General features: G+C 67.9%; 13 protein-coding genes and 1 tRNA gene. 10 read left to right on the top strand and 4 right to left on the bottom strand.

Annotated elements, in window-relative coordinates:
* Positions 1–107 precede the first annotated feature (107 nt).
* The 10 genes from ACMGFE_RS06500 (at position 108) to ACMGFE_RS06455 (ending at position 14,203) form a co-directional block, all read left to right on the top strand.
* The gene (locus ACMGFE_RS06500; RefSeq protein ID WP_436924260.1) at positions 108–3,239 is read left to right on the top strand and encodes an oligosaccharyl transferase, archaeosortase A system-associated; all 3,132 of its coding nucleotides are present in this window, start codon (positions 108–110) and stop codon (positions 3,237–3,239) included.
* Positions 3,240–3,470: 231 nt separating this feature from the next.
* A complete protein-coding gene (locus ACMGFE_RS06495) occupies positions 3,471–4,529 on the top strand; it encodes a DUF7973 family transport facilitator (RefSeq protein ID WP_436924259.1) in 1,059 nt (352 codons plus the stop codon).
* Positions 4,530–4,615: 86 nt separating this feature from the next.
* A complete protein-coding gene (locus ACMGFE_RS06490; protein ID WP_436924258.1) occupies positions 4,616–5,221 on the top strand; it encodes a helix-turn-helix transcriptional regulator in 606 nt (201 codons plus the stop codon).
* A gap of 88 nt (positions 5,222–5,309) precedes the next feature.
* Positions 5,310–5,384: transfer RNA gene (locus tag ACMGFE_RS06485), tRNA-Glu, on the top strand.
* Positions 5,385–5,598: 214 nt separating this feature from the next.
* The gene (locus ACMGFE_RS06480; protein WP_436924257.1) at positions 5,599–6,465 is read left to right on the top strand and encodes an amidohydrolase family protein; all 867 of its coding nucleotides are present in this window, start codon (positions 5,599–5,601) and stop codon (positions 6,463–6,465) included.
* Between the two features lie 150 nt (positions 6,466–6,615).
* Positions 6,616–8,874 carry an NADP-dependent malic enzyme gene (locus ACMGFE_RS06475; protein WP_436924256.1) on the top strand — a complete coding sequence of 753 codons (2,259 nt, stop codon included), beginning with the start codon at positions 6,616–6,618 and terminating at the stop codon, positions 8,872–8,874.
* Between the two features lie 395 nt (positions 8,875–9,269).
* Complete coding sequence (locus ACMGFE_RS06470) at positions 9,270–10,154, top strand: NAD(P)-dependent oxidoreductase (protein WP_436924255.1); 885 nt, start codon at positions 9,270–9,272, stop codon at positions 10,152–10,154.
* 117 nt (positions 10,155–10,271) lie between these two features.
* Positions 10,272–11,261: a hydroxyacid dehydrogenase gene (locus ACMGFE_RS06465; RefSeq protein WP_436924254.1), complete on the top strand. Its 990-nt coding sequence runs from the start codon at positions 10,272–10,274 to the stop codon at positions 11,259–11,261.
* A 152-nt stretch (positions 11,262–11,413) separates the two neighbouring features.
* Positions 11,414–12,076: a helix-turn-helix domain-containing protein gene (locus ACMGFE_RS06460; RefSeq protein ID WP_436924253.1), complete on the top strand. Its 663-nt coding sequence runs from the start codon at positions 11,414–11,416 to the stop codon at positions 12,074–12,076.
* A 243-nt stretch (positions 12,077–12,319) separates the two neighbouring features.
* A complete protein-coding gene (locus tag ACMGFE_RS06455; protein ID WP_436924252.1) occupies positions 12,320–14,203 on the top strand; it encodes a PAS domain-containing sensor histidine kinase in 1,884 nt (627 codons plus the stop codon).
* Between the two features lie 142 nt (positions 14,204–14,345).
* On the opposite strand, the gene ACMGFE_RS06450 is transcribed toward ACMGFE_RS06455, so the two are convergent.
* From ACMGFE_RS06450 to ACMGFE_RS06435, 4 genes are read right to left on the bottom strand one after another with little or no spacing between them, the layout of a single operon-like run.
* Complete coding sequence (locus tag ACMGFE_RS06450; protein ID WP_436924251.1) at positions 14,346–15,278, bottom strand: ABC transporter permease; 933 nt, start codon at positions 15,276–15,278, stop codon at positions 14,346–14,348.
* Positions 15,275–16,186: an ABC transporter ATP-binding protein gene (locus tag ACMGFE_RS06445; protein WP_436924250.1), complete on the bottom strand. Its 912-nt coding sequence runs from the start codon at positions 16,184–16,186 to the stop codon at positions 15,275–15,277. The genes ACMGFE_RS06450 and ACMGFE_RS06445 overlap by 4 nt, the downstream gene beginning before the upstream one ends.
* Positions 16,170–17,567 (bottom strand): nitrous oxide reductase family maturation protein NosD, encoded by a 1,398-nt coding sequence (gene nosD / locus ACMGFE_RS06440; protein ID WP_436924249.1) that lies wholly within the window; start codon positions 17,565–17,567, stop codon positions 16,170–16,172. The genes ACMGFE_RS06445 and nosD overlap by 17 nt, the downstream gene beginning before the upstream one ends.
* A gap of 3 nt (positions 17,568–17,570) precedes the next feature.
* Complete coding sequence (locus ACMGFE_RS06435; protein WP_436924248.1) at positions 17,571–18,407, bottom strand: hypothetical protein; 837 nt, start codon at positions 18,405–18,407, stop codon at positions 17,571–17,573.
* Positions 18,408–18,499: the final 92 nt, after the last annotated feature.

Genomic DNA, 18,499 nt, shown 5'->3' with positions numbered 1-18,499 from the left:
GTTGGAGCGGCTGATCGCCCGGCTGCGGCCGTATCCGTCCCCGACGCGGGGACTGATTTACGCCGAGATGACAAGGCTTATGCGCGCGATGCAACTGGTTCCGTCCAATGAGTCAGTGGCGTGGCCGAATAAAGGACATCGACGAACCCGAAGACGTCGTCGACGTGGTGGGGGAGTACTACCACATTCCGACGATCGTCGCCCTCCTCGGGTTCATGCTGTGGAGCCGGACCAGGCACTGGCGCCAGTTCCTGGTCGATGGAACCGTCTACTTCAGCGGGTTCGACCCGTGGTACCACTACCGGATGGTGAAGTTCACCGTCCGGAACTGGCCCGCGACGAGCCCGTTCGACCCATGGACGCAGTTCCCCTACGGGACCCACTCCAGCCAGTTCGGGACCGTCATGGACCAGCTCGTCGCGACGGCGGCGCTGGTCGTGGGCCTCGGGAACCCGAGCGACCACACGGTCCGGCTGGTCGTCCTGTTCGCCCCCGCGGTCTTCGGGGTCCTCGCCGCGATCCCCGTCTACTACATCGGCAAGCGCGTCGCCGGGCGCTTCGCCGGTGTCGTCGCCGTCGCGACGCTGGCACTTGCCGGGAGTACGTTCGCCCAGCGCGGGACCGTCGGTTTCTACGACCACCACATCGCCGAGGTGCTCTTCCAGTCGGTCGCCATCCTCGCGACGATGGTCGCCGTCTCCGTCGCCGAGGAGGAGAAGCCGGTCTGGGAACTGTTTCAGGCCCGTGACGTCGACGCGCTCCGCCGACCGGTCGGCTGGTCGCTCGTCGCGGGTGCCACTATCGCGCTCTATCTCTGGACGTGGGCGCCCGGCGTCTTCCTCGTCGGTATCCTCGGCGTCTACTTCCTCGTCGAACTCTCCTCGCAGTACGCTCACGGCGAGAGTCCCGAACACGTCGCCATCGCCGGCGCGATCACGCTCTCGACGGCCGGCGTCCTGAGCCTCGCGGTGATGGAAGAGATCGGTCTCAGTGCGACGAGCTACAACCTCGTCCAGCCGCTCCTGGCGTTCGGTGTCGCGGCCGGGTGCGTCTTCCTCGCGTGGCTCGCCCGCGAGTGGGAGTCACGCGAACTCCCGAACGTCCAGTACCCCGTCGCAGTCGCGGGGATCATCCTGCTGCTCGCCGGTGCCGTCGCCGTACTCCTGCCCGACCTCTGGGGATTCCTCGTCAACCAGACGACGCGTGTCATCGGTCTCTCCACGTCCGACACGGCCGGCACCGTCGGCGAAGCGCAGTCGATGCCCTTCGAGGGCCTGTTCCCTCGGTACCGGTTCACGCTCTTCATCGCCCTGATCGGCGTCGCGTACGTCGTGGGTCGTCACTTCCTGAACCGACCGCGGGCGGAACTAACGCTGCTCGCGGTCTGGACGGTCTTCATGCTGCTCGCGACGCTGACCCAGCGCCGCTTCGACTACTACTTCGGCGTCACCGTCGCGGTGATGACGGCGCTCGTCATCGGCGAGCTCGCCAACTTCGCCGGGCTGTCGAAACCGGATACCGACATCGAGACCTATCAGATCCTGACCATCATCGCGGTCGTGCTGATCGTCTTCGCCCCGCTGGTGTACCCGTCTGCGATCGCGATGCAGGTGACGAGCGCTCAGGGCGGCGGAGGGCCGGCGGCCACGGCGTGGAACGAGAGCCTCGGCTGGATGCAGGGCAACACGCCGGAAGAGGGCAATTACGGGGGTGCTGGTAACGCCGAGGAAGTCCCCTACTACGGCACCTTCGAACGGACGGACGACTTCGACTACCCCGAGGGATACTACGGCGTCATGTCGTGGTGGGACTACGGGCACTACATCACCGTGATGGGCGAGCGGATACCGGTCGCCAACCCCTTCCAGCAGGGCGCCACCGAGGCGGCGGACTTCCTGCTGTCGCAAAACGAAGCCCAGGCCAACGAGGTAATCCAGGACGTGAGCGAACCGGACGCCGAGACGCGGTTCGTCATGGTCGACTGGAAGATGACGGAGACGACGCAGTTCTACCAGCGGCCGGGCGGCGGGTCCCTGCAGATCGGCGGGAAGTACTTCGCGCCCTTCCAGTTCACCGACCGGAACATCTCCCAGAGCGAGTACTACACGACGGGCGGGAACTGGATCTACTACCAGACCAGCCAGCAGGGCGGGTATCAGTTCTTCCGGCTCCAGCACCAGCCCTACTACAACTCGACGGCCGTTCGACTGTACAACTTCCACGGGAGCGCCGTCGAGCCGGAACCGATCGTCGTGGACTGGACGATCGAGAACGTCCAGGGCAACCAGATCCGGATGAGTAACGGGACGCGGCAGTTCGACACGATGGAAGAAGCGCGCGAGTACGTCCGGAGTGACCCCACATCCCAGATCGGTGGCGTCGGGCAGTTCCCCGAGGAACGCGTGCCCGCACTCGAACACTACCGGATGGTGGGCGGCAGCGAATCCAAGTCGATCGACTCGACCCGCTATCAGCTCGGACTCCGGAAGGAGGCCCAGGGCGCCTTGCAGACCTCGCTCCGAACGCCTGGCGTCGCGAACGCGCTCCAGCCGAAGTCCTCCAACTGGGTGAAGTCGTTCGAACGCGTGCCGGGCGCGACCATCGAGGGCGAAGCGCCCGCGAACTCGAACGTCACCGCGGCCGTGCAGATGGAAGTCCCGTCGACGAACTCCACGTTCGTCTACCGCCAGCAGGCGACGACCGGCGACGACGGGACGTTCACGATGACAGTCCCCTACTCCACGACGGGCTACGACGAGTGGGGCACGAAAGAGGGCTACACGGACCCGAGCGTCCGCGCGACCGGCCCGTACCAGCTTCGGACCGACGTCAAGTCCAACGAGACCCACTCGTTCCGCTACGGCGGGACCGTCAACGTCACCGAGGGGCAGGTCATCGGCGAGGACGACAGCCCCGCAACGGTGACCCTGGAGAAAGGCGCGGCGCAGTCGACCCAGGAACCCAACACGATCGGGACTAACGGGACGGCCGGCGACGAGACGGCCGGCGACGGTGCCTCGGGCGACGAGACGACCACCGACGCGCCGTCCGAGACCGCCACGCCCGCAGACGGCGAGAGCTCCACCGCGACCCCGGCGGCCGGGACGAGCACGGCCACCGACGCCGACGGCTCGAACGGAACGGCACTGGTCGCGCCCTCGGCCGCGGCGCCCGCGACGCTCGCCGCGCTGGTCGGCGCCGGACTCTTGTCGCTCCTCGGACTCTCGATGCGGGACTGAGCCACTCGACCCACGTTCGCGATTCTCCGTACTCGACCCCGACTGCTTTTCGCGTATCGATTCCACGCTGACCGCTTCGCCGGTACCGACTTGCCGTCAGGAGTCGGACCGCAGACCGTCAGCCGCGCCCATCCGTCAGTACTAACTTCCGGCTCCGACTCTCGTCGCGTATGACACGTCGGAGCGACCACGCTGGCCGCCGCGACCGGGCGACGTCGAGGGGTGGTTCAGATGGCAGTTGACGGCGGATTGCTCGCTGTCGAACTACTGGCGGTCGCCGTCGCCGGCGGCGCAATCGGCGCGACGGTCGGCGGCTACACGGCCTACGGGCTCGCGGGGCTGATCGTTACTATCGGCGAGATCGCCCGCGTCACGACGGGCGCGGGCGGGACGCCGCTCGTGGCCGAATCGTCGGACCTCGGCGCGGCCGGCGTGACGGGCCTCGTCGGGTACGGTCCCGCGTTCGGGCCCCACGTGGCCTTCGCGGGCGCCGCGGCGGCCGCGGCCTACGCGGGACGAAAGGGGCACCTCGACACCGACTTCCCCTACCACGAGGCGAAACACCTGTCGACGCCGCTCGGTCCGCGACCCGCGGCGATCGCGGTCGGCGGCGCCTTCGGCCTGCTCGGCTACTGGCTGGCACAGCTGTCGCTCCGCCTCTCGCTCCCGTGGGATCCCGTCGCGGCTAGCGTCGTCGTCTCCGCGGTCCTCCACCGGGCCGTCTTCGGATATCCGCTCGTCGGCCGACTGGGGACGGACGTCCTCGACATGTCGCCGTACGACGACGGCGATCGACGGATGGCGACCGACGGCGACGGCGGCGGCGCCCAGTCACTGGTCGGTCGGTACGTCGTCGAGCCGTGGCTCCCCTACCAGTCCGAGTGGTGGACGGTCACGGTCCTCGGTCTCGTCGTCGGCGTCTTCGGCGGCTTCCTCGCCGTCGCCACCGGGAGTTACTTCCTCGCCTTCGGCATTACCGCGACCGGCATGCTGTTCCTCGCCGCCGGCGTCGAACGGTTCCCCGTCACCCACCACATGGCGCTCCCGGCCGGTATCGCCGCGCTCGCCCTCCCGAGCGCGGGGCCGGCGGTCGCCGTGCTCGTCGGTGGCGTCTTCGGCGTCCTCGGTGGGGTCCTCGGTGAACTCGCCCAGCGAGTATTCTACGCGCACGGCGACACGCACTTCGATCCCCCCTCGGCGTCTATCGTCGCGACGACCCTGCTCATCGCCGTCCTCGACCTCGTCGGGCTGTTCCAGCAGACCGCGGTGCCGACGGTCGGCCTCGTCTGACCGGTCCCGGTCGCCTCCGGCGATCAGCGCGTTCGAAACGTGGGTATTCACAGCGTTTTTATACCGACCTCGGCATGTTATGATAGATGCAGCAGTGGCTGGTCGCCGACGCGGTCGGGGGTACGCAGTCGCTCGGCGTCGGGGTCGATGGCACGACGGAGAGGGGCCCGTGGCTGTCCATCTCGACCGCCGAAGAGCAACTGCACGCCCTCCTCACGACGCCGGCGTCGGGCGACGTCGGCGGGATGCTCATGGCGGCCGTCGTCTTACTGGTTCTCGGCCTCGGCGGCGTCGCCGTCTGGCACTCGAACATCCCGGCCTTGCTCTCGGGAACCCGAACGAGCGAGTCCGAATCGCGCGACACCGCTACGGACAGCCCGCAGACGACCGAGAGCCCACCGGAACCGGGGACGGCGGAGAGCCCCGCGGCGGACGCCGGGGGGAAGAGCGCCGAACCCGCCCAGCGGACCGACCAGGAGCTCATCGTGGACATCCTCGAATCGAACGAGGGGAGGATGAAACAGGCGATGATCGTCGACGAGACGGGCTGGTCGAAGTCGAAGGTGAGCATGCTGCTCTCGGAGATGGAGGACGACGGCGACATCAGCAAACTGCGAGTCGGCCGCGAGAACATCATCAGCCTGAGCGGCAACGAGCCAGAAGCCGCGGGCTCGCCGTTCGACGACGAGTGACCGTGCGACGGAGTGGCGAAAGCGAGCCAAAGCGCAACCGTTAAACCCATCTCCTCGCAAGGATTGAGTACGCACAGAGGGCGTGTGCGCTCCGTTGGTGTAGTCCGGCCAATCATCTTGCCCTCTCACGGCAAGGACCAGGGTTCGAATCCCTGACGGAGCATTCCAGCGACCGAGTTTTGCGAGGGAGTGAAACGCGCACGAAGGGATTCGAAGTAGACGATTCACAGCCCGCACAGGTCGCATCGCGACCGAGCAGGAATGTCTCGACGTAGTTCGAATCCCTGACGGAGCATTCGACTTCTATCGCTCTTGCGATTCGACGGAGTACACCGCCATGAGGTATCCTTATCATCGGGCGGTACCGACGTGACGTAATGCGACTCGTCGACACTCACACGCACGCCTGGGGCATGGATACGGACGATCTACCCTGGTACAGCGCCGACCTGCCGCCGGAGTGGTCCGGCCCGTATCAGCACGAGACCCTCGTCTCGGACATGGCCGACGCCGACGTCGACGAGGGGGTGTTATTGCCGACGTCGATATACGGGCGGGGCGAACGGGCGAACGAGTACACGCTCCGGGCCGTCGAGGCGCACCCGGACCGCCTCTGGGGCGTCGGGGTCGCGGAGTACGACGCCGACGAGGACACCCTCCGCGAGAACGTCCGGCGAGTCACCGGCCACGAGCGGATGCTCGGCCTGCGGTTCCACGCCTGCTTCGAGTACGGACCGACGCCGGGCGACCTCGACCCGACCGGCGACTGGGTCGCGGCCGAGGGACTCGACCCGCTCTACGACGAGCTGGCCGCCCAGGAGGCCGCGGCGTTCGTCCTCGCCAAGCCAGACCAGCTCTCGATGCTCGCGTCGCTGGCCGACCGGCATCCCGACGTACCGTTCGTCGTGGAGCACATGGGCTTCCCCGACGAGGACACGTCCCCGAGCGAGTCGCCGTGGACCGACTTCGCCGCGCTGGCCGAACGCGACAACGCGTACGTCAAGGTGAGTTCGATCCCGCGGACCTCCGGGCAACCGTGGCCCTACGAGAACGTCGAATCGTACGTCAGGCCGCTGCTGGAGTGGTTCGGGCCGGAGCGACTGCTGCTGGGGTCGGACTACCCCTGGCTCGACGACTGGGCGACCTACCGGGAGTGTCTCACCTGGCCCGAACAGGCGGACTATCTCTCCGCTCGCGACCTGTCGTATCTCTCCTACCGGACCTTCGACGATCTTCTGGGCTGACGAGGCGGGGGTCTGGCCGTCGGTGGCGAGCCGCCGTCGGTGGACGCTACGACGACGTCGGCCGCGGCGAAACGCCCGCCGGGAACCGCCTTATACAGTTTTCAGACCCTATATCCCACATCTTTACCGTTCCGCTGGCGAACTCGGCCTATGACGCTCGAAGAGGACTCGCTGGAGTATCACCGGGAGGACCCGCCCGGGAAGATCGAGATACGGACGACGAAGTCGACGAGCACGCAGCGCGATCTGAGCCTGGCGTACTCGCCGGGAGTGGCCGGTCCGTGTCGCGCGATCGACGAGAATCCCGACGCCGCCTACCAGTACACGGCGAAGGGGAACCTCGTCGGGGTGATCTCCGACGGGAGCGCCGTGCTCGGGCTGGGCGACATCGGTCCGCAGGCCTCCAAGCCGGTCATGGAGGGGAAGGGGGTGCTGTTCAAGCGCTTCGCGGACATCGACGTCTTCGACATCGAGGTGGACCACACCGACCCGGCCGACTTCGTCGACTGCGTCGCCGGGATGGAGTCGACCTTCGGCGGGATCAACCTCGAAGACATCGCGGCGCCGAAGTGCTTCGTGATCGAGGAGCGCCTTCGCGAGCGGATGGACGTTCCCGTCTTCCACGACGACCAGCATGGCACGGCCATCATCAGCGGCGCCGCCCTGTTGAACGCGGTCGAGATCAGCGGGAAGGAACTCGCCGACCTGAAAGTCACGTTCGCCGGCGCCGGGGCGGCGGCGATCGCGACGGCGCGCTTCTATCTCTCTCTGGGCGTCAGCCGCGAGAACGTCACGATGGTCGACGTCGACGGGATCTTGACGACAGAGCGCGCCGAGGCGGGCGACCTGAACGAGTACAACCGCGAATTCGCCCGCGACGTCCCCGCGGGCGACCTCGCGGACGCGATGGAGGGTGCGGACATGCTCGTCGGCCTCTCCGCGGGCGGCATCGTCGACCAGGAGATGGTCCGGTCGATGGCGGCCGACCCGATCATCTTCGCGATGGCGAACCCCGACCCGGAGATCGGCTACGAGGAGGCGAAGGCGGCCCGCGACGACACCGTCATCATGGCGACGGGGCGGTCTGACAACCCCAACCAGGTCAACAACGTGCTCGGGTTCCCGTTCCTGTTCCGGGGAGCGCTCGACGTCCGCGCCCGGGAGATCGACGAGTCGATGAAGGTCGCGGCCGCCGAGGCGCTGGCGGACCTGGCGAAACGGGACGTCCCCGACGCGGTCCGCAAGGCCTACGGCGACCAGCCCCTGCAGTTCGGCCCGGAGTACATCATCCCGAAACCGCTGGACACGCGGGTGCTCTTCGAGGTGGCACCGGCGGTCGCCGCGGCGGCGATGGAGAGCGGCGCCGCCCGCGAAGCGGTCGATCTGGCCGAGTACCGCGAGCGGCTCGAAGCCCGCCTCGGCAAGTCCCGCGAGATGATGCGGATCGTCCTCAACAAGGCGCAGACAGACCCGAAGCGTCTCGCGCTCGCCGAGGGGGCCAACGAGAAGATCATCCGCGCGGCCTACCAGCTCGACGAGGAGGGCATCGCGGAGCCGGTCCTGATCGGCAACCGAACGACGATCGAGCGGAAGATCGACGGGCTGGGGCTGGCGTTCGACCCGGACGTGGTCGATCCGGCGGGAGACGACTACGACGCGTACGTCGACCGGCTCTACGAGCTCAGACAGCGCAAGGGGATCACCCGGAAAGAGGCGGCGGAGACGGTCCGCGACGGCGACTACTTCGCGTCGGTGATGGTCGAACGCGGCGACGCCGACGCGATGCTGACGGGGCTCACCCACCACTACCCCTCTGCGCTCCGCCCGCCACTGGAGGTCATCGGCACCGAGGACGGCGTCGAGCACGCCGCGGGCGTGTACATGTTGACGTTCAAGAACCGGGTCGTCTTCGTCGCGGACGCGACGGTCAACCAGGACCCGGACGACGAGACGCTCGCGGAAGTGACTCGCCACGCGGCCGGGGTCGCCCGACGGTTCGACGTCGAGCCGCGCGCGGCGCTACTCTCGTACTCGGACTTCGGGAGCGTCGACAACGAGGGCACGCGCAAGCCTCGCCGCGCGGCGAGGCGACTCCGCGAGGACCCGGACGTCGACTTCCCGGTCGACGGGGAGATGCAGGCCGACACCGCCGTCGTCGAGGATCTGCTGGTCGGCGACTACGAGTTCGCCGAGATCGACGAACCGGCGAACGTGCTCGTGTTGCCGAACCTCGAAGCGGGGAACATCGTCTACAAGCTCCTCCAGCGCCTCGGCGGCGCGGACGCCGTCGGGCCGATGCTGACCGGGATGGCCGAGCCGGTCCACGTCCTCCAGCGCGACGACGAGGTCAAAGACATCGTGAACCTCGCCGCCGTCGCGACTATCGACGCGCAGGGATCGTCCGAGTGACGTAGCATCCGCGCGCCGCAGGCGCGCGGTTCACCGCCCGAACGCAGTGAGGGCGGCTTTTTGCCCCATCTTTTTCGACGAGTGGTTCCCGCAGCGGGCGCGAGGCTCGAACGGAGTGAGAGCCTCGATGCGAACGGGGTCCTGTCGAACGAAGTGAGACAGGGCTCGGGAGACGAGCGGAGCGATTCTCCCGGTGAGCGAAGCGACCCGTGAGCGAACGGAGTGAGCGAGGAAACCCGAGGAGAAAAAGGTGGTAACGACATCGTGAACCTCGCCGCCGTCGCGACTATCGACGCGCAGCAGCCGGACGGTCGAGATAGCCGGTAGCGGCTACGCTGCCGGACGACCCGACGCCGACTCGAACGTTTATACTCGCACCGGGAGAGACGTGGGACATGCCAACAGTCGGCCTCATCGGCGTCGGCTACATCGGGAAGACGTTCCTCGACAGGCTCGCCGAAACGAAGTACGAAGTCGTCGCGTACGACGTGGACCCGACGCAGATAGACGCCGCAGCGGAGCAGGGGGCGACGCCGGCGGAGAGTCCCGCCGACGCGACCGGACGGTCGGAGTTCGTCGTCCTCGCGCTTCCCGGGACGCCGGAAGTCGAGGCGGTGATGGAGAGCGCCGACGGGATTCTGCGCGCACTCGCGGACGGGCAGACGGTGGTCGATGTGACGACGACCCACCCCGACACCTCGCGGGACTGCGAGGCGTGGTGCGAGGAACGCGGCGCGTCGTTCGTCGAGGCGCCGATCACCCGGGCGGCACCGAGGGACGGGGCGCACATGATGGTCGGTGGGTCCGACCAGAGCTACGAGTCGGCCCGCGACCTGATAGACGTACTCAGCGACGACCACCTGCACGTCGGCGAGGCCGGGTCGGCGACGGTCCTCAAGCTGGCGCTCCAGATGCGCTACGCGGGACAGAACGCGCTCGACGCCGAGATCGTCGAGTTCACGCGCGACAACGGCGTCGATCCCGCCCACCTGCGTGACTTCTTCGGCATGGACGTCTGGGAGCAGTACCTCGACCGCGAGTTCGGACAGGACATCGAGGGCCTCGGCGGCCTCGCCATCTGGCACAAGGACATCGGCTACGCCCGCGAGGTGGCGCGGGAGAACGACACAGCGCTCCCGATCAACGCCGCCGTCCACGAGGCCTACAAGGCGACCGTCCGTCGCGCCGGCCCCGACGAGGGGCACGCGGCGACGCTCCTGCGCTACTGGGAACTGCTCAACGACGCCGCGGACCGGGATTTCCAGCCCGCGACCGACTAACCAGGAGGGATCCCCTCGTTCGCGGGGGTCGCGTGGGACCACCACGACGCCGTCGCCGTCGGTGACCGCGACGACGTTGCGACCCCTTTTATGAAATCCCGTACCGGAGACCGCTGTATGAACGTCCTCGTCACCCTCCCGGACGGTGAGTTCCGGGAGACGTTCTTCCCGACCGACCTGCGCGACCGACTCGAATCGCTGGGTACCGTCGAGTGGAACCCGAATTCCGAGAATTTCACCGAGCCCGAGCTCCGCGAGCGCATCGACGGCGTCGACGTGCTCGTGACCGGCTGGGGGAGTCCGCGCGTCACCGCGGACGTGGTCTCGGCGGCCGACGACCTCGAACTCGTCGCGCACACGGGTGGCAGCGTCGCGTCGCTCGTCTCGGAGTCGGTCTACGACGCCGAGATACCTGTCGTCAGCGCGAACGACGTGATGGCCGACCACACTGCCGAGCACACGCTCGCGCTGTTGCTCGCGCAATTGCGCGCCGTTCCGACGCTCGACCGGGAGATGGCCGACGGCGCGTGGGACGCCTCAGACACCGATATCCGGACGCTCCACGGGGCCGAAGTCGGGCTCGTCGGACTCGGTACGATCGGCCGGAAACTACTCGACCACCTCGCCGCGTTCGACCCCTCGGTCTCGGTCTACGACCCCTACGTCGACGCCGAGGACCTGGACGCGTGGCCGTCCGCCTCGCTGGCAGGACTGGACGAAGCGCTGGACTCGCAGGTCGTCTCGATCCACGCCGCCCGCACCGAGGAGACGGTCGGGATGGTGGACGCCGAGCGCCTGTCGCAGATACCAGACGGAGCGCTGCTGGTCAACACCGCGCGGGCCGAGATCGTCGAGGAAGAACCGCTCCTCGAAGCGCTCCGCACCGGTCGCATCTCGGCGGCGCTGGACGTCTACCACGAGGAGCCGCTACCCGCCGACCACGACCTCCGTTCGCTGGACGACGTCGTCGTCACGCCGCACGTCGGGGGCTCGGAGATCCGCCCACCGCTGACCGCGGCCGTGCTGGACGACGTCGAACGACTCGCGGCCGGCGAGCCGCTCGAACACCGGATCCCGCGCGGCCAGTGGGCCACGATGACGCGATAGTGCGAACGAGTCCCTGCAGTGGGACGGACCGGTCCAGCGTGGATCTGCCGGCCGCTACCCCGAACAATGTTCGGCTCTCGACGACGACGAGTCGAATATATGCGAACATGTTCGGGAACACTGATAGTCGTCGGGGCCCGTAGGATCTACGTATGCCGCGGGCCAAACTGGAGATCACCGTGCCGGACTCGGTCTGGATCGGTGATCTCTCACGCAACAATCCGGACGCACAGTTCGAGATCCTGACCGTGTTCCCGAAGGGCGAGGGCGGCGTCGCGCTGACCGAGATCACGGCGGACGCCGTCGAGGAGGTCGTCCTCGACATGGACGAGTACGACGCCGTGACGAACACGGACTTCCTCCAGCGGACCGACGAGACCGCGCTGGTCCAGTTCGAGACGTCCAACCCAGTGCTCCTCCTGCCGGTCCGTAACGCCGGGACGCCGCTAGAGTTGCCCTTCACCGTCGTCGACGGGTCGGTCACGTGGGAGGTCACGGCGCCGCGGGACCGCCTCTCCACGCTGGGCGACCAGCTCCGGCAGTTCGGCATCGACTTCGAGGTGCTCGCCGTCCGCCAGGAGATGGAGACCGAGCAGCTACTCACGCCGAAACAGCACCGGCTCGTCCGCACCGCCGTCGAGGAGGGGTACTACGACACGCCCCGCGAGTGCACGCTGACCGAACTCGCCGAGGAGGCCGACATCGCAAAGTCGACGTGCAGCGAGACGCTCCACCGCGCCGAGGAGAAGATCGTCAAGGAGTTCACCGACGACGCCGACCTTTCCGGCGAACGCGCTCCGACCATGCGGGCCTAGAGAACCGACTGTCCCGTGCGGATACAGACAACCCACTGTTCCGTGCGGGTGTGAGCACCGCGAACGACCGACTGGAGCGAACGACGGAATAGATCGGTTCGATACGGCCCACGGACGAGTCGAGAACTGTGCGCGAACGACAGACCGACCGCGACCAGATAGACGACGGACCCGTCCGACGGATTGTCCTCCGCCCCCTTTCCATAATGTTTAAACACCTCTGTTCGTTCCAGATGGTATCGAATGGACGAAGATCTATCTGTCCACGAACGGACGGCGTCGGATATCTTGGATACGTCGCCCGACGCGATATTTCTCGTCGATTCTACCGGCCGAATCTCCTACGTGAACGACCGCGTGAACGACCTCTTCGGATACGAACCCGACGAACTCCTCGGCGAGGCGATAGAGGAAGTGGTCCCGGAAGCGATCAGAGATTCCCACGCTGCCGATCGGGACTCGTACATAGAAGATCCGACGACACGGCCGATGGGTTCCGGCCTCGACCTCGCCGCTCGTCGGAAAGACGGGTCCACGTTTCCAGTCAATATCTCGTTGAGCCCCATCGAGATCGACGAGAGCACCTACGTCATCTCGGTCGTCCGCGACGTCACCGATCAGGAAGCCCTTAGAGCGAAGTACAAGACGATCCTCGAGGCGGTCCCGGACCCGGTCGTCGTCGCCGACGCCGCGACCGGAAAGATCGTCGAGTCGAACGAACAGGTCATCGATCTGCTGGGCTACGAACCCGCGGAACTCCGTGGAGAGGCACAGACGTTCCTCCATCCGTCGGGAGAGGCGGACCGCTATCGCAACCTCTTCGAGCGTCACGTCGCCCGCGACCAGGCGATTTTCACGCAGTTCCCGGACGGGTCGGACCTCTACCTCGAAACCGAGGACGGCGAGCGGGTTCCCGTCGAGATCAACGCGAAAATCTTCGAACTCGGCGACCGGTCACTGATCGTTGGGGTGTTTCGCGACATCACGAGGAGGAAGAAACGCGAAGATGCCCTGGAGCGGCTTCACACGGCCACGCGCGACCTGATGACAGCGACGAGTACTGAAACCGTGGCTTCGATCGCGTCAGAGACGGCCAGTCAGATCCTCGATCTCCCCGTCAACGGAGTCCACCTGTACGATCCCACTCGCGACGCGCTCGTCCCCGTCGCGTGGTCGGACCCGCTGGAGACGATGTTCGACGGAGCGCCACCGGCCATCCAGAGGGGCGACGGACTGGCCTGGGAAGCGTTCGAGGGCGGTGAATCGGAAATATACCCCGACCTGCGCGAAGCTGACGACGTGCTGAGTGCCGAGACGGAATTTCTGAGCGAACTGCACCTTCCGCTCGGCGAGCACGGCGTGATGCTGATCAGTTCCACTACAGCCAGTGATTTCGAGGCGACCGACGAAGCGCTCGCACAGGTGTTAGCGGACAACGTCGAAGCGGCGCTCGACCGGGTCGAACGCGAGAGAGAACTCGAGACGCAAAACGAGAAGCTCGAAGAGTTCGCGCGCGTCGTCAGCCACGACCTCCGCAATCCGCTGAACGTCGCCAGCGGTCGGCTGGACCTGCTTCGAGCGGAGAGCGAGAGCCCTCATCTGGACCCGATCGTGGACGCGCTCGACCGGATGGAACGCATCGTCGGTGACGTGCTGTGGCTCGCCCGAGAGGGTCGAGACCTCGGGTCGACGGAGTTCGTCGAACTCCGCAGCGTTCTCGAGTCATCGTGGACGATGGCGGCAGACGGCCGAAGGGAGTCGGAGCTAGTTGTAGCCGACGACGGCGGGGACGGACACTGGGCCGTACGGGCCGACTACGAACGGCTGTGTCAACTCTTCGAGAATCTGTTTCGGAACGCGCTCGATCACGGCAACGACGCGGTGACGGTCACCGTCGGCGAACTCGAGACTGGTTTTTTCGTCGAAGACGACGGACCGGGCATCCCGGCGGACGAGCGCGAACGCGTGTTCGAGTCGGGATACACCACCTCGCGGGAAGGCACCGGGTTCGGCCTCTCCATCGTCGAGCAAGTAGTCGACGCACACGGATGGGACGTCCGTCTCACCGAGGGCGTCGACGGCGGTGCACGGTTCGAAATCACCGGCGTCGAGCCCTCCCCGGACTAGATCTCACGCCGGCCCGTCCCGTTCACTTCCCGGGTTACGGGAGGACCGTCGCCGACCGCGCGCCTGAACGCAGGACGGTGCTCGACGGCTCCCGCGAGTTTCACGACCTCTCTGGGGAGACCACGCGAACGCTGAGACCCGCTCAGGCGCGCCGGGCCAGCAGTCGACCGCCGACAGCGAGCGGGACGACGACCCAGAGCGCGAGCGAGGCGAGCAGCGCGGGCGTCGAGACGGTCGTGGTCGCGATCACGGCACCGATGCCACCGCCGGCCGTCGGGACCAGCGAGAGGACGACCAGCCTGAGGACGTCCGCGGGGTTCGCAACGGCGAGCGCGGTGAGGACCCAGCCCGGCGGATCGAAGGCGACGACGACGCCGAGCGCCACGAGGTCGTAGACGAGGACGAACAGGACCCACGCGAGCAGGGCGCCGCCGAGCGCACGGGCCTTCTCGGTCGCGGCCGCGGAGATGCACACGCCGAGCGCGAGGAAGGCCACGCCGACGCTCACGGCGGTCAGCGTGTAGTGGAGGTACGCGGGGACCGTTGCCGCCCCGAAGCGCAGGGCCAAGACGACCGCACCGGTGCTCAGACCGACGGTCATCCCGACCGCCAGTGTCGCCGCGCGGCCGAGGAACTTGCCGACCAGCAGTGCAGTCCGGCCGAGCGGGACCGCCAGTAACAGCTCCAGCGTGCCGCGCTCGTCGGCGCCGACGACGGTCCCGTAGCCGAGCGCGAGCGCGGCCAGCGGGACCAGGTAGACCGACAGCTCGGCGAGTGTCACCAGCAGCGCGCCGACGCTCGTGGGGCCGGTCGCCGAGCCCGTGAGCCCGACCACGGCCAGCGAGAAGGCGCCGAACAGGAGCGCCAGCCCGTACGTCCACCGGGCCCGCGAGAGGACGCGGTACTCCCTGCGGGCGACGCCGAGTACCTGCCGGGCAGTGGCGACGGAGAGTTCCTCCGTGGACGCCACGCTCGCGTGTGCAGTGGCGCCGCCGTCGGGGCGCGCTTCGGCGCGTTCGCCGGCCCGCCCCGAGTCCCGGCGCGTGTCGGCCCGCTCCGAGTCGGGGTCGCTCACGCCGGCTCACCCCCCGAGACGGAGTCGCGAACGGCGCTCTCCAGCCCGGGTTCGTCGACGCTCACCGACTCCGGGTCGGTCTCGACGACCGCCCCGAGCGCGTCGATGACGCGGTCGCCGTCGACGGCGAGTTCGAGTTCGCTCGTTCCGGCGGTCAGCGTCGCCTCCGGGACTGCGGCCCGGATCGCCTCGGTGGCGGCGGCCGCCGCGTCGCCGTCGGCGTATCGGGCCGTGACGGTGACCTGCTCGCCGGCCGCGCGGACGATTTCGTCGACGGCACCGACCGTTCGGAGCCGTCCGTCGTCCAGCACCGCGACGCGGTCGCAGAGCGCTTCCACCTCGGAGAGGTTATGCGTCGAGAGCACGACGGTCACGTCGCGCTCCTCCCGCACTCGCTCGACGACCCGGTTGAACGCCCCGACACCGTTTGGGTCGAGCCCGGCGGTCGGTTCGTCGAGCAAGAGGACGTCGGGGTCGCCCAGGAGTGCGGTCGCGAGTCCCAGTCGGCGGTTCATCCCGTTCGAGTAGCCGCCGACCGCGCGGTCGCCGGCGTCTCCGAGACCGACGACCGACAGCAGCGTGTCGATCCGCGGCGCGTCGACGCCGCGCATGTCGGCGTAGTAGCCGAGGACTTCCGCGCCGGTCAGCGCGGGCTGGAAACCGGCCTGTTCGGGCAGGTACCCGACGAGCTCGCGGACGCGCGTGCCGTCGGTGGGGTCGACCCCGGCGACGCGCACAGTACCGGAATCGGGCGTCTCGTGGCCGACGAGCAGGCGGAACAGCGTCGTCTTGCCCGCGCCGTTCGTGCCGACCAGTCCGAGCGATGCACCGTCGGGGACGGACAGCGAGACGTCGTCTACCGCGACGACGTCGCCGTACCGTTTCGTGACGTCAGTTACTTCGATCATAGTAGTCCCTCCAGTCGTGGGGCGGGTCGACGAGCGGTCTGTGGTCGACGACGCCGGGCGCCTCGACGACGGGGAGCGTGCGCTCGGCGAGCCTGACCACCTCGAACGCCGGGCTACCGGTGAAGACGCTGGCCTTCGGGTGTTCGCGGGTCAGGTGTTCGACCATCCCCGCGGGCCGGTATCGCGTCTCGCTGACGCCGTCGTCGTTCACGTCGCGGGCGCCGGCGCCCGCCCAGTAGTTGCCGACCGACTCGTTCCAGACGACCTGCTGGCCGACGTCCGCGAGGACCTGCAACCGGTTCCGCGCGAACGTGTTGCGGTGGACTTCAGAGCGGACGCTCCCCGCGGAGACGTGGACGCCGACGTCGTTGCCGGCGACCAGGTTCCGGGAGATCTCGTTGTCCAGCGCGTTGTAGACGAACAGGCCGTTGCCGTTGCCGACGACGTGGTTCCCGCTGATCGTGGAGTGGTCGATGCCCTTGACCATGATGCCGTGACCGCTCTGGCCTGTGTTGTTCACCGCGGTGTTGTTCAGGATCGACAGCCCCTCCGAGAGCATCAGCGCGTAGCCGGCGTCGTTGTCGACTGCGGTGTTGTCGACGAGCGTGCAGTCGTTCGAGTACATGTAGTGGACGCCGTAGCGCAGGTCCCACAGCGTGTTGTTGCGCGCCTCGACGCCCTCGGCCCACGAGTAGTAGATGCCGTCGCGGGCGTCCGTGATCCGGTTGTCCGCCACGTACGCGTCGACCGCCTCGTAGAGCTGGATGCCGTTCCCGCGGTCGGTCCGCGGGTGGACCTCGTCGCGACCGACGATGGTGTTGCCGACCAGGCGCACGTCGGCAGCACCGTCGACCCACACGCCGAACGTAGCGTCGGTCACCCGGCTGTCCCGAACGGTGGCGCCCTCGCCGTCGATCCAGACGGCGGCGTCGTTGCCTTCGGTCATGTAACCGGAGTTGCGTACCCACAGCCCGTCGACCGTGACGGCGGACGCGTTGAGCACGAGCACGTCGCCCTCCCCCGGTCCGTCGACGACGGGGCGGGCGGTGGTGGCGTCGTCGGCGCGCTCTAGCGTCACGTTCGGCGTCTCGACGACGACGGCGCTCTCGGGGTCGAACCGGCCGCGGAGCGCCACGGTCTGGCCGGGTTCGACGGCGTCGAGCGCCGCGTCGAGCGACTCGTAGTCCTCGCCGTCGACGGTGGCGACGCCGGGTTCGTCGGTCGCGTCGAAGTCGAACGAGTCGGGGACGCCGGCGTCGAACGCGACCTCGTCGCCGGTGGGGGTCGCGCCCGTCGGGACCGCGACGACCGTTCCGACAGAGGCGACCAGCAGCACCGCCGCGACCGCGGCGAAGACGCCGTCGGCGGACGGTCGTCGCACGGGTTAGTCACCCCCGCTACGGTCGGGTTTCGACGGTGCCTCGCTGTCCGAGCGAGCGGCCCGGACGCCCTCCTCGTCGTCGCCCTCGTGCAACTCACGGTCCTCGGCCCACTCGTCGTCGCCGACGGTGTTGTCCTCGAACCACTCGCGGGCCCGCTCGATGCGGCCGCCGACGCGGTCGGGCAGGTCACCGAGCGTCGCCGGCGAGTCGCGGTAGTAAAACGCCACGACGAGCAGTCCGATGGCGAACGCGGTCACGTAGGCGCCGATCCCGATCCGGGAGTAGCTGGTGATGTTCGCCACCTCGTATTTCCCCCACAGCGGCGGGGTGAATCCCTCGACGCCCATCACCGGCGCGTCCGGGTCGAGCGTGTGGCCGGCCTGGTAGAGCCGGTACTGGATGTCGACCAGCATCACCGTCAGCACGGTGATCGAGCCGCCGAGCTGGTACTTGAGGCCGCGTCTCAATCGGTCGCCGTCCGGCGCGAGCGCGACGAACAGGCCGGCGAGGGCGAGCGCGACGAACGCGAACGGACCGAACGACCACTCGGGCACCTTGATCGCGTTCGGGTGGGGCTCGTAGTTCGGCTGCCAGAACACCGGGTCCGGGTAGTAGAACCCGATGTACTTGTTGAGCGAGTGCATCTCCTCGTAGTCGCCGCCGATGAACGGGTACGCGTGCAGGTGCAGGCGGAGCGTCGTGTCCGGGTACTGCACGGCGTCGACGACGATGTGCCACATGGGCAGGATCGGGGCGAGGAGCAACAGCGCCGCCGCTGCGACCGGCAGGGCGCGTCGGAGCTGCGTGAACTCGCCGAGGTCAGGTGGGTCGTATTGCATGAGTGTCACCGCAATGCTGTGGGTCGTTTGGGCTGTCGTGAGGCGGTCAGCGAACGATTCGTCTGTCGCGAAAAGCCGCGGGGCGGTGAAAC

This window comes from Halosimplex amylolyticum (genome assembly GCF_051414035.1).
GTDB lineage: Archaea > Halobacteriota > Halobacteria > Halobacteriales > Haloarculaceae > Halosimplex > Halosimplex amylolyticum.
Note: the sequence above shows the minus strand (reverse complement) of the source record. Positions and strands in the feature narration are given on the sequence as shown.

Bases quoted from the DNA above. Each gene is read 5' to 3' on its own strand.
- ACMGFE_RS06500 (WP_436924260.1), top strand. From the start codon at position 108: ATGAGTCAGTGGCGTGGCCGAATAAAGGACATCGACGAACCCGAAGAC.
- ACMGFE_RS06495 (WP_436924259.1), top strand. From the start codon at position 3,471: ATGGCAGTTGACGGCGGATTGCTCGCTGTCGAACTACTGGCGGTCGCC.
- ACMGFE_RS06490 (WP_436924258.1), top strand. From the start codon at position 4,616: ATGCAGCAGTGGCTGGTCGCCGACGCGGTCGGGGGTACGCAGTCGCTC.
- ACMGFE_RS06480 (WP_436924257.1), top strand. From the start codon at position 5,599: ATGCGACTCGTCGACACTCACACGCACGCCTGGGGCATGGATACGGAC.
- ACMGFE_RS06475 (WP_436924256.1), top strand. From the start codon at position 6,616: ATGACGCTCGAAGAGGACTCGCTGGAGTATCACCGGGAGGACCCGCCC.
- ACMGFE_RS06470 (WP_436924255.1), top strand. From the start codon at position 9,270: ATGCCAACAGTCGGCCTCATCGGCGTCGGCTACATCGGGAAGACGTTC.
- ACMGFE_RS06465 (WP_436924254.1), top strand. From the start codon at position 10,272: ATGAACGTCCTCGTCACCCTCCCGGACGGTGAGTTCCGGGAGACGTTC.
- ACMGFE_RS06460 (WP_436924253.1), top strand. From the start codon at position 11,414: ATGCCGCGGGCCAAACTGGAGATCACCGTGCCGGACTCGGTCTGGATC.
- ACMGFE_RS06455 (WP_436924252.1), top strand. From the start codon at position 12,320: ATGGACGAAGATCTATCTGTCCACGAACGGACGGCGTCGGATATCTTG.
- ACMGFE_RS06445 (WP_436924250.1), bottom strand. From the start codon at position 16,186: ATGATCGAAGTAACTGACGTCACGAAACGGTACGGCGACGTCGTCGCG.
- ACMGFE_RS06435 (WP_436924248.1), bottom strand. From the start codon at position 18,407: ATGCAATACGACCCACCTGACCTCGGCGAGTTCACGCAGCTCCGACGC.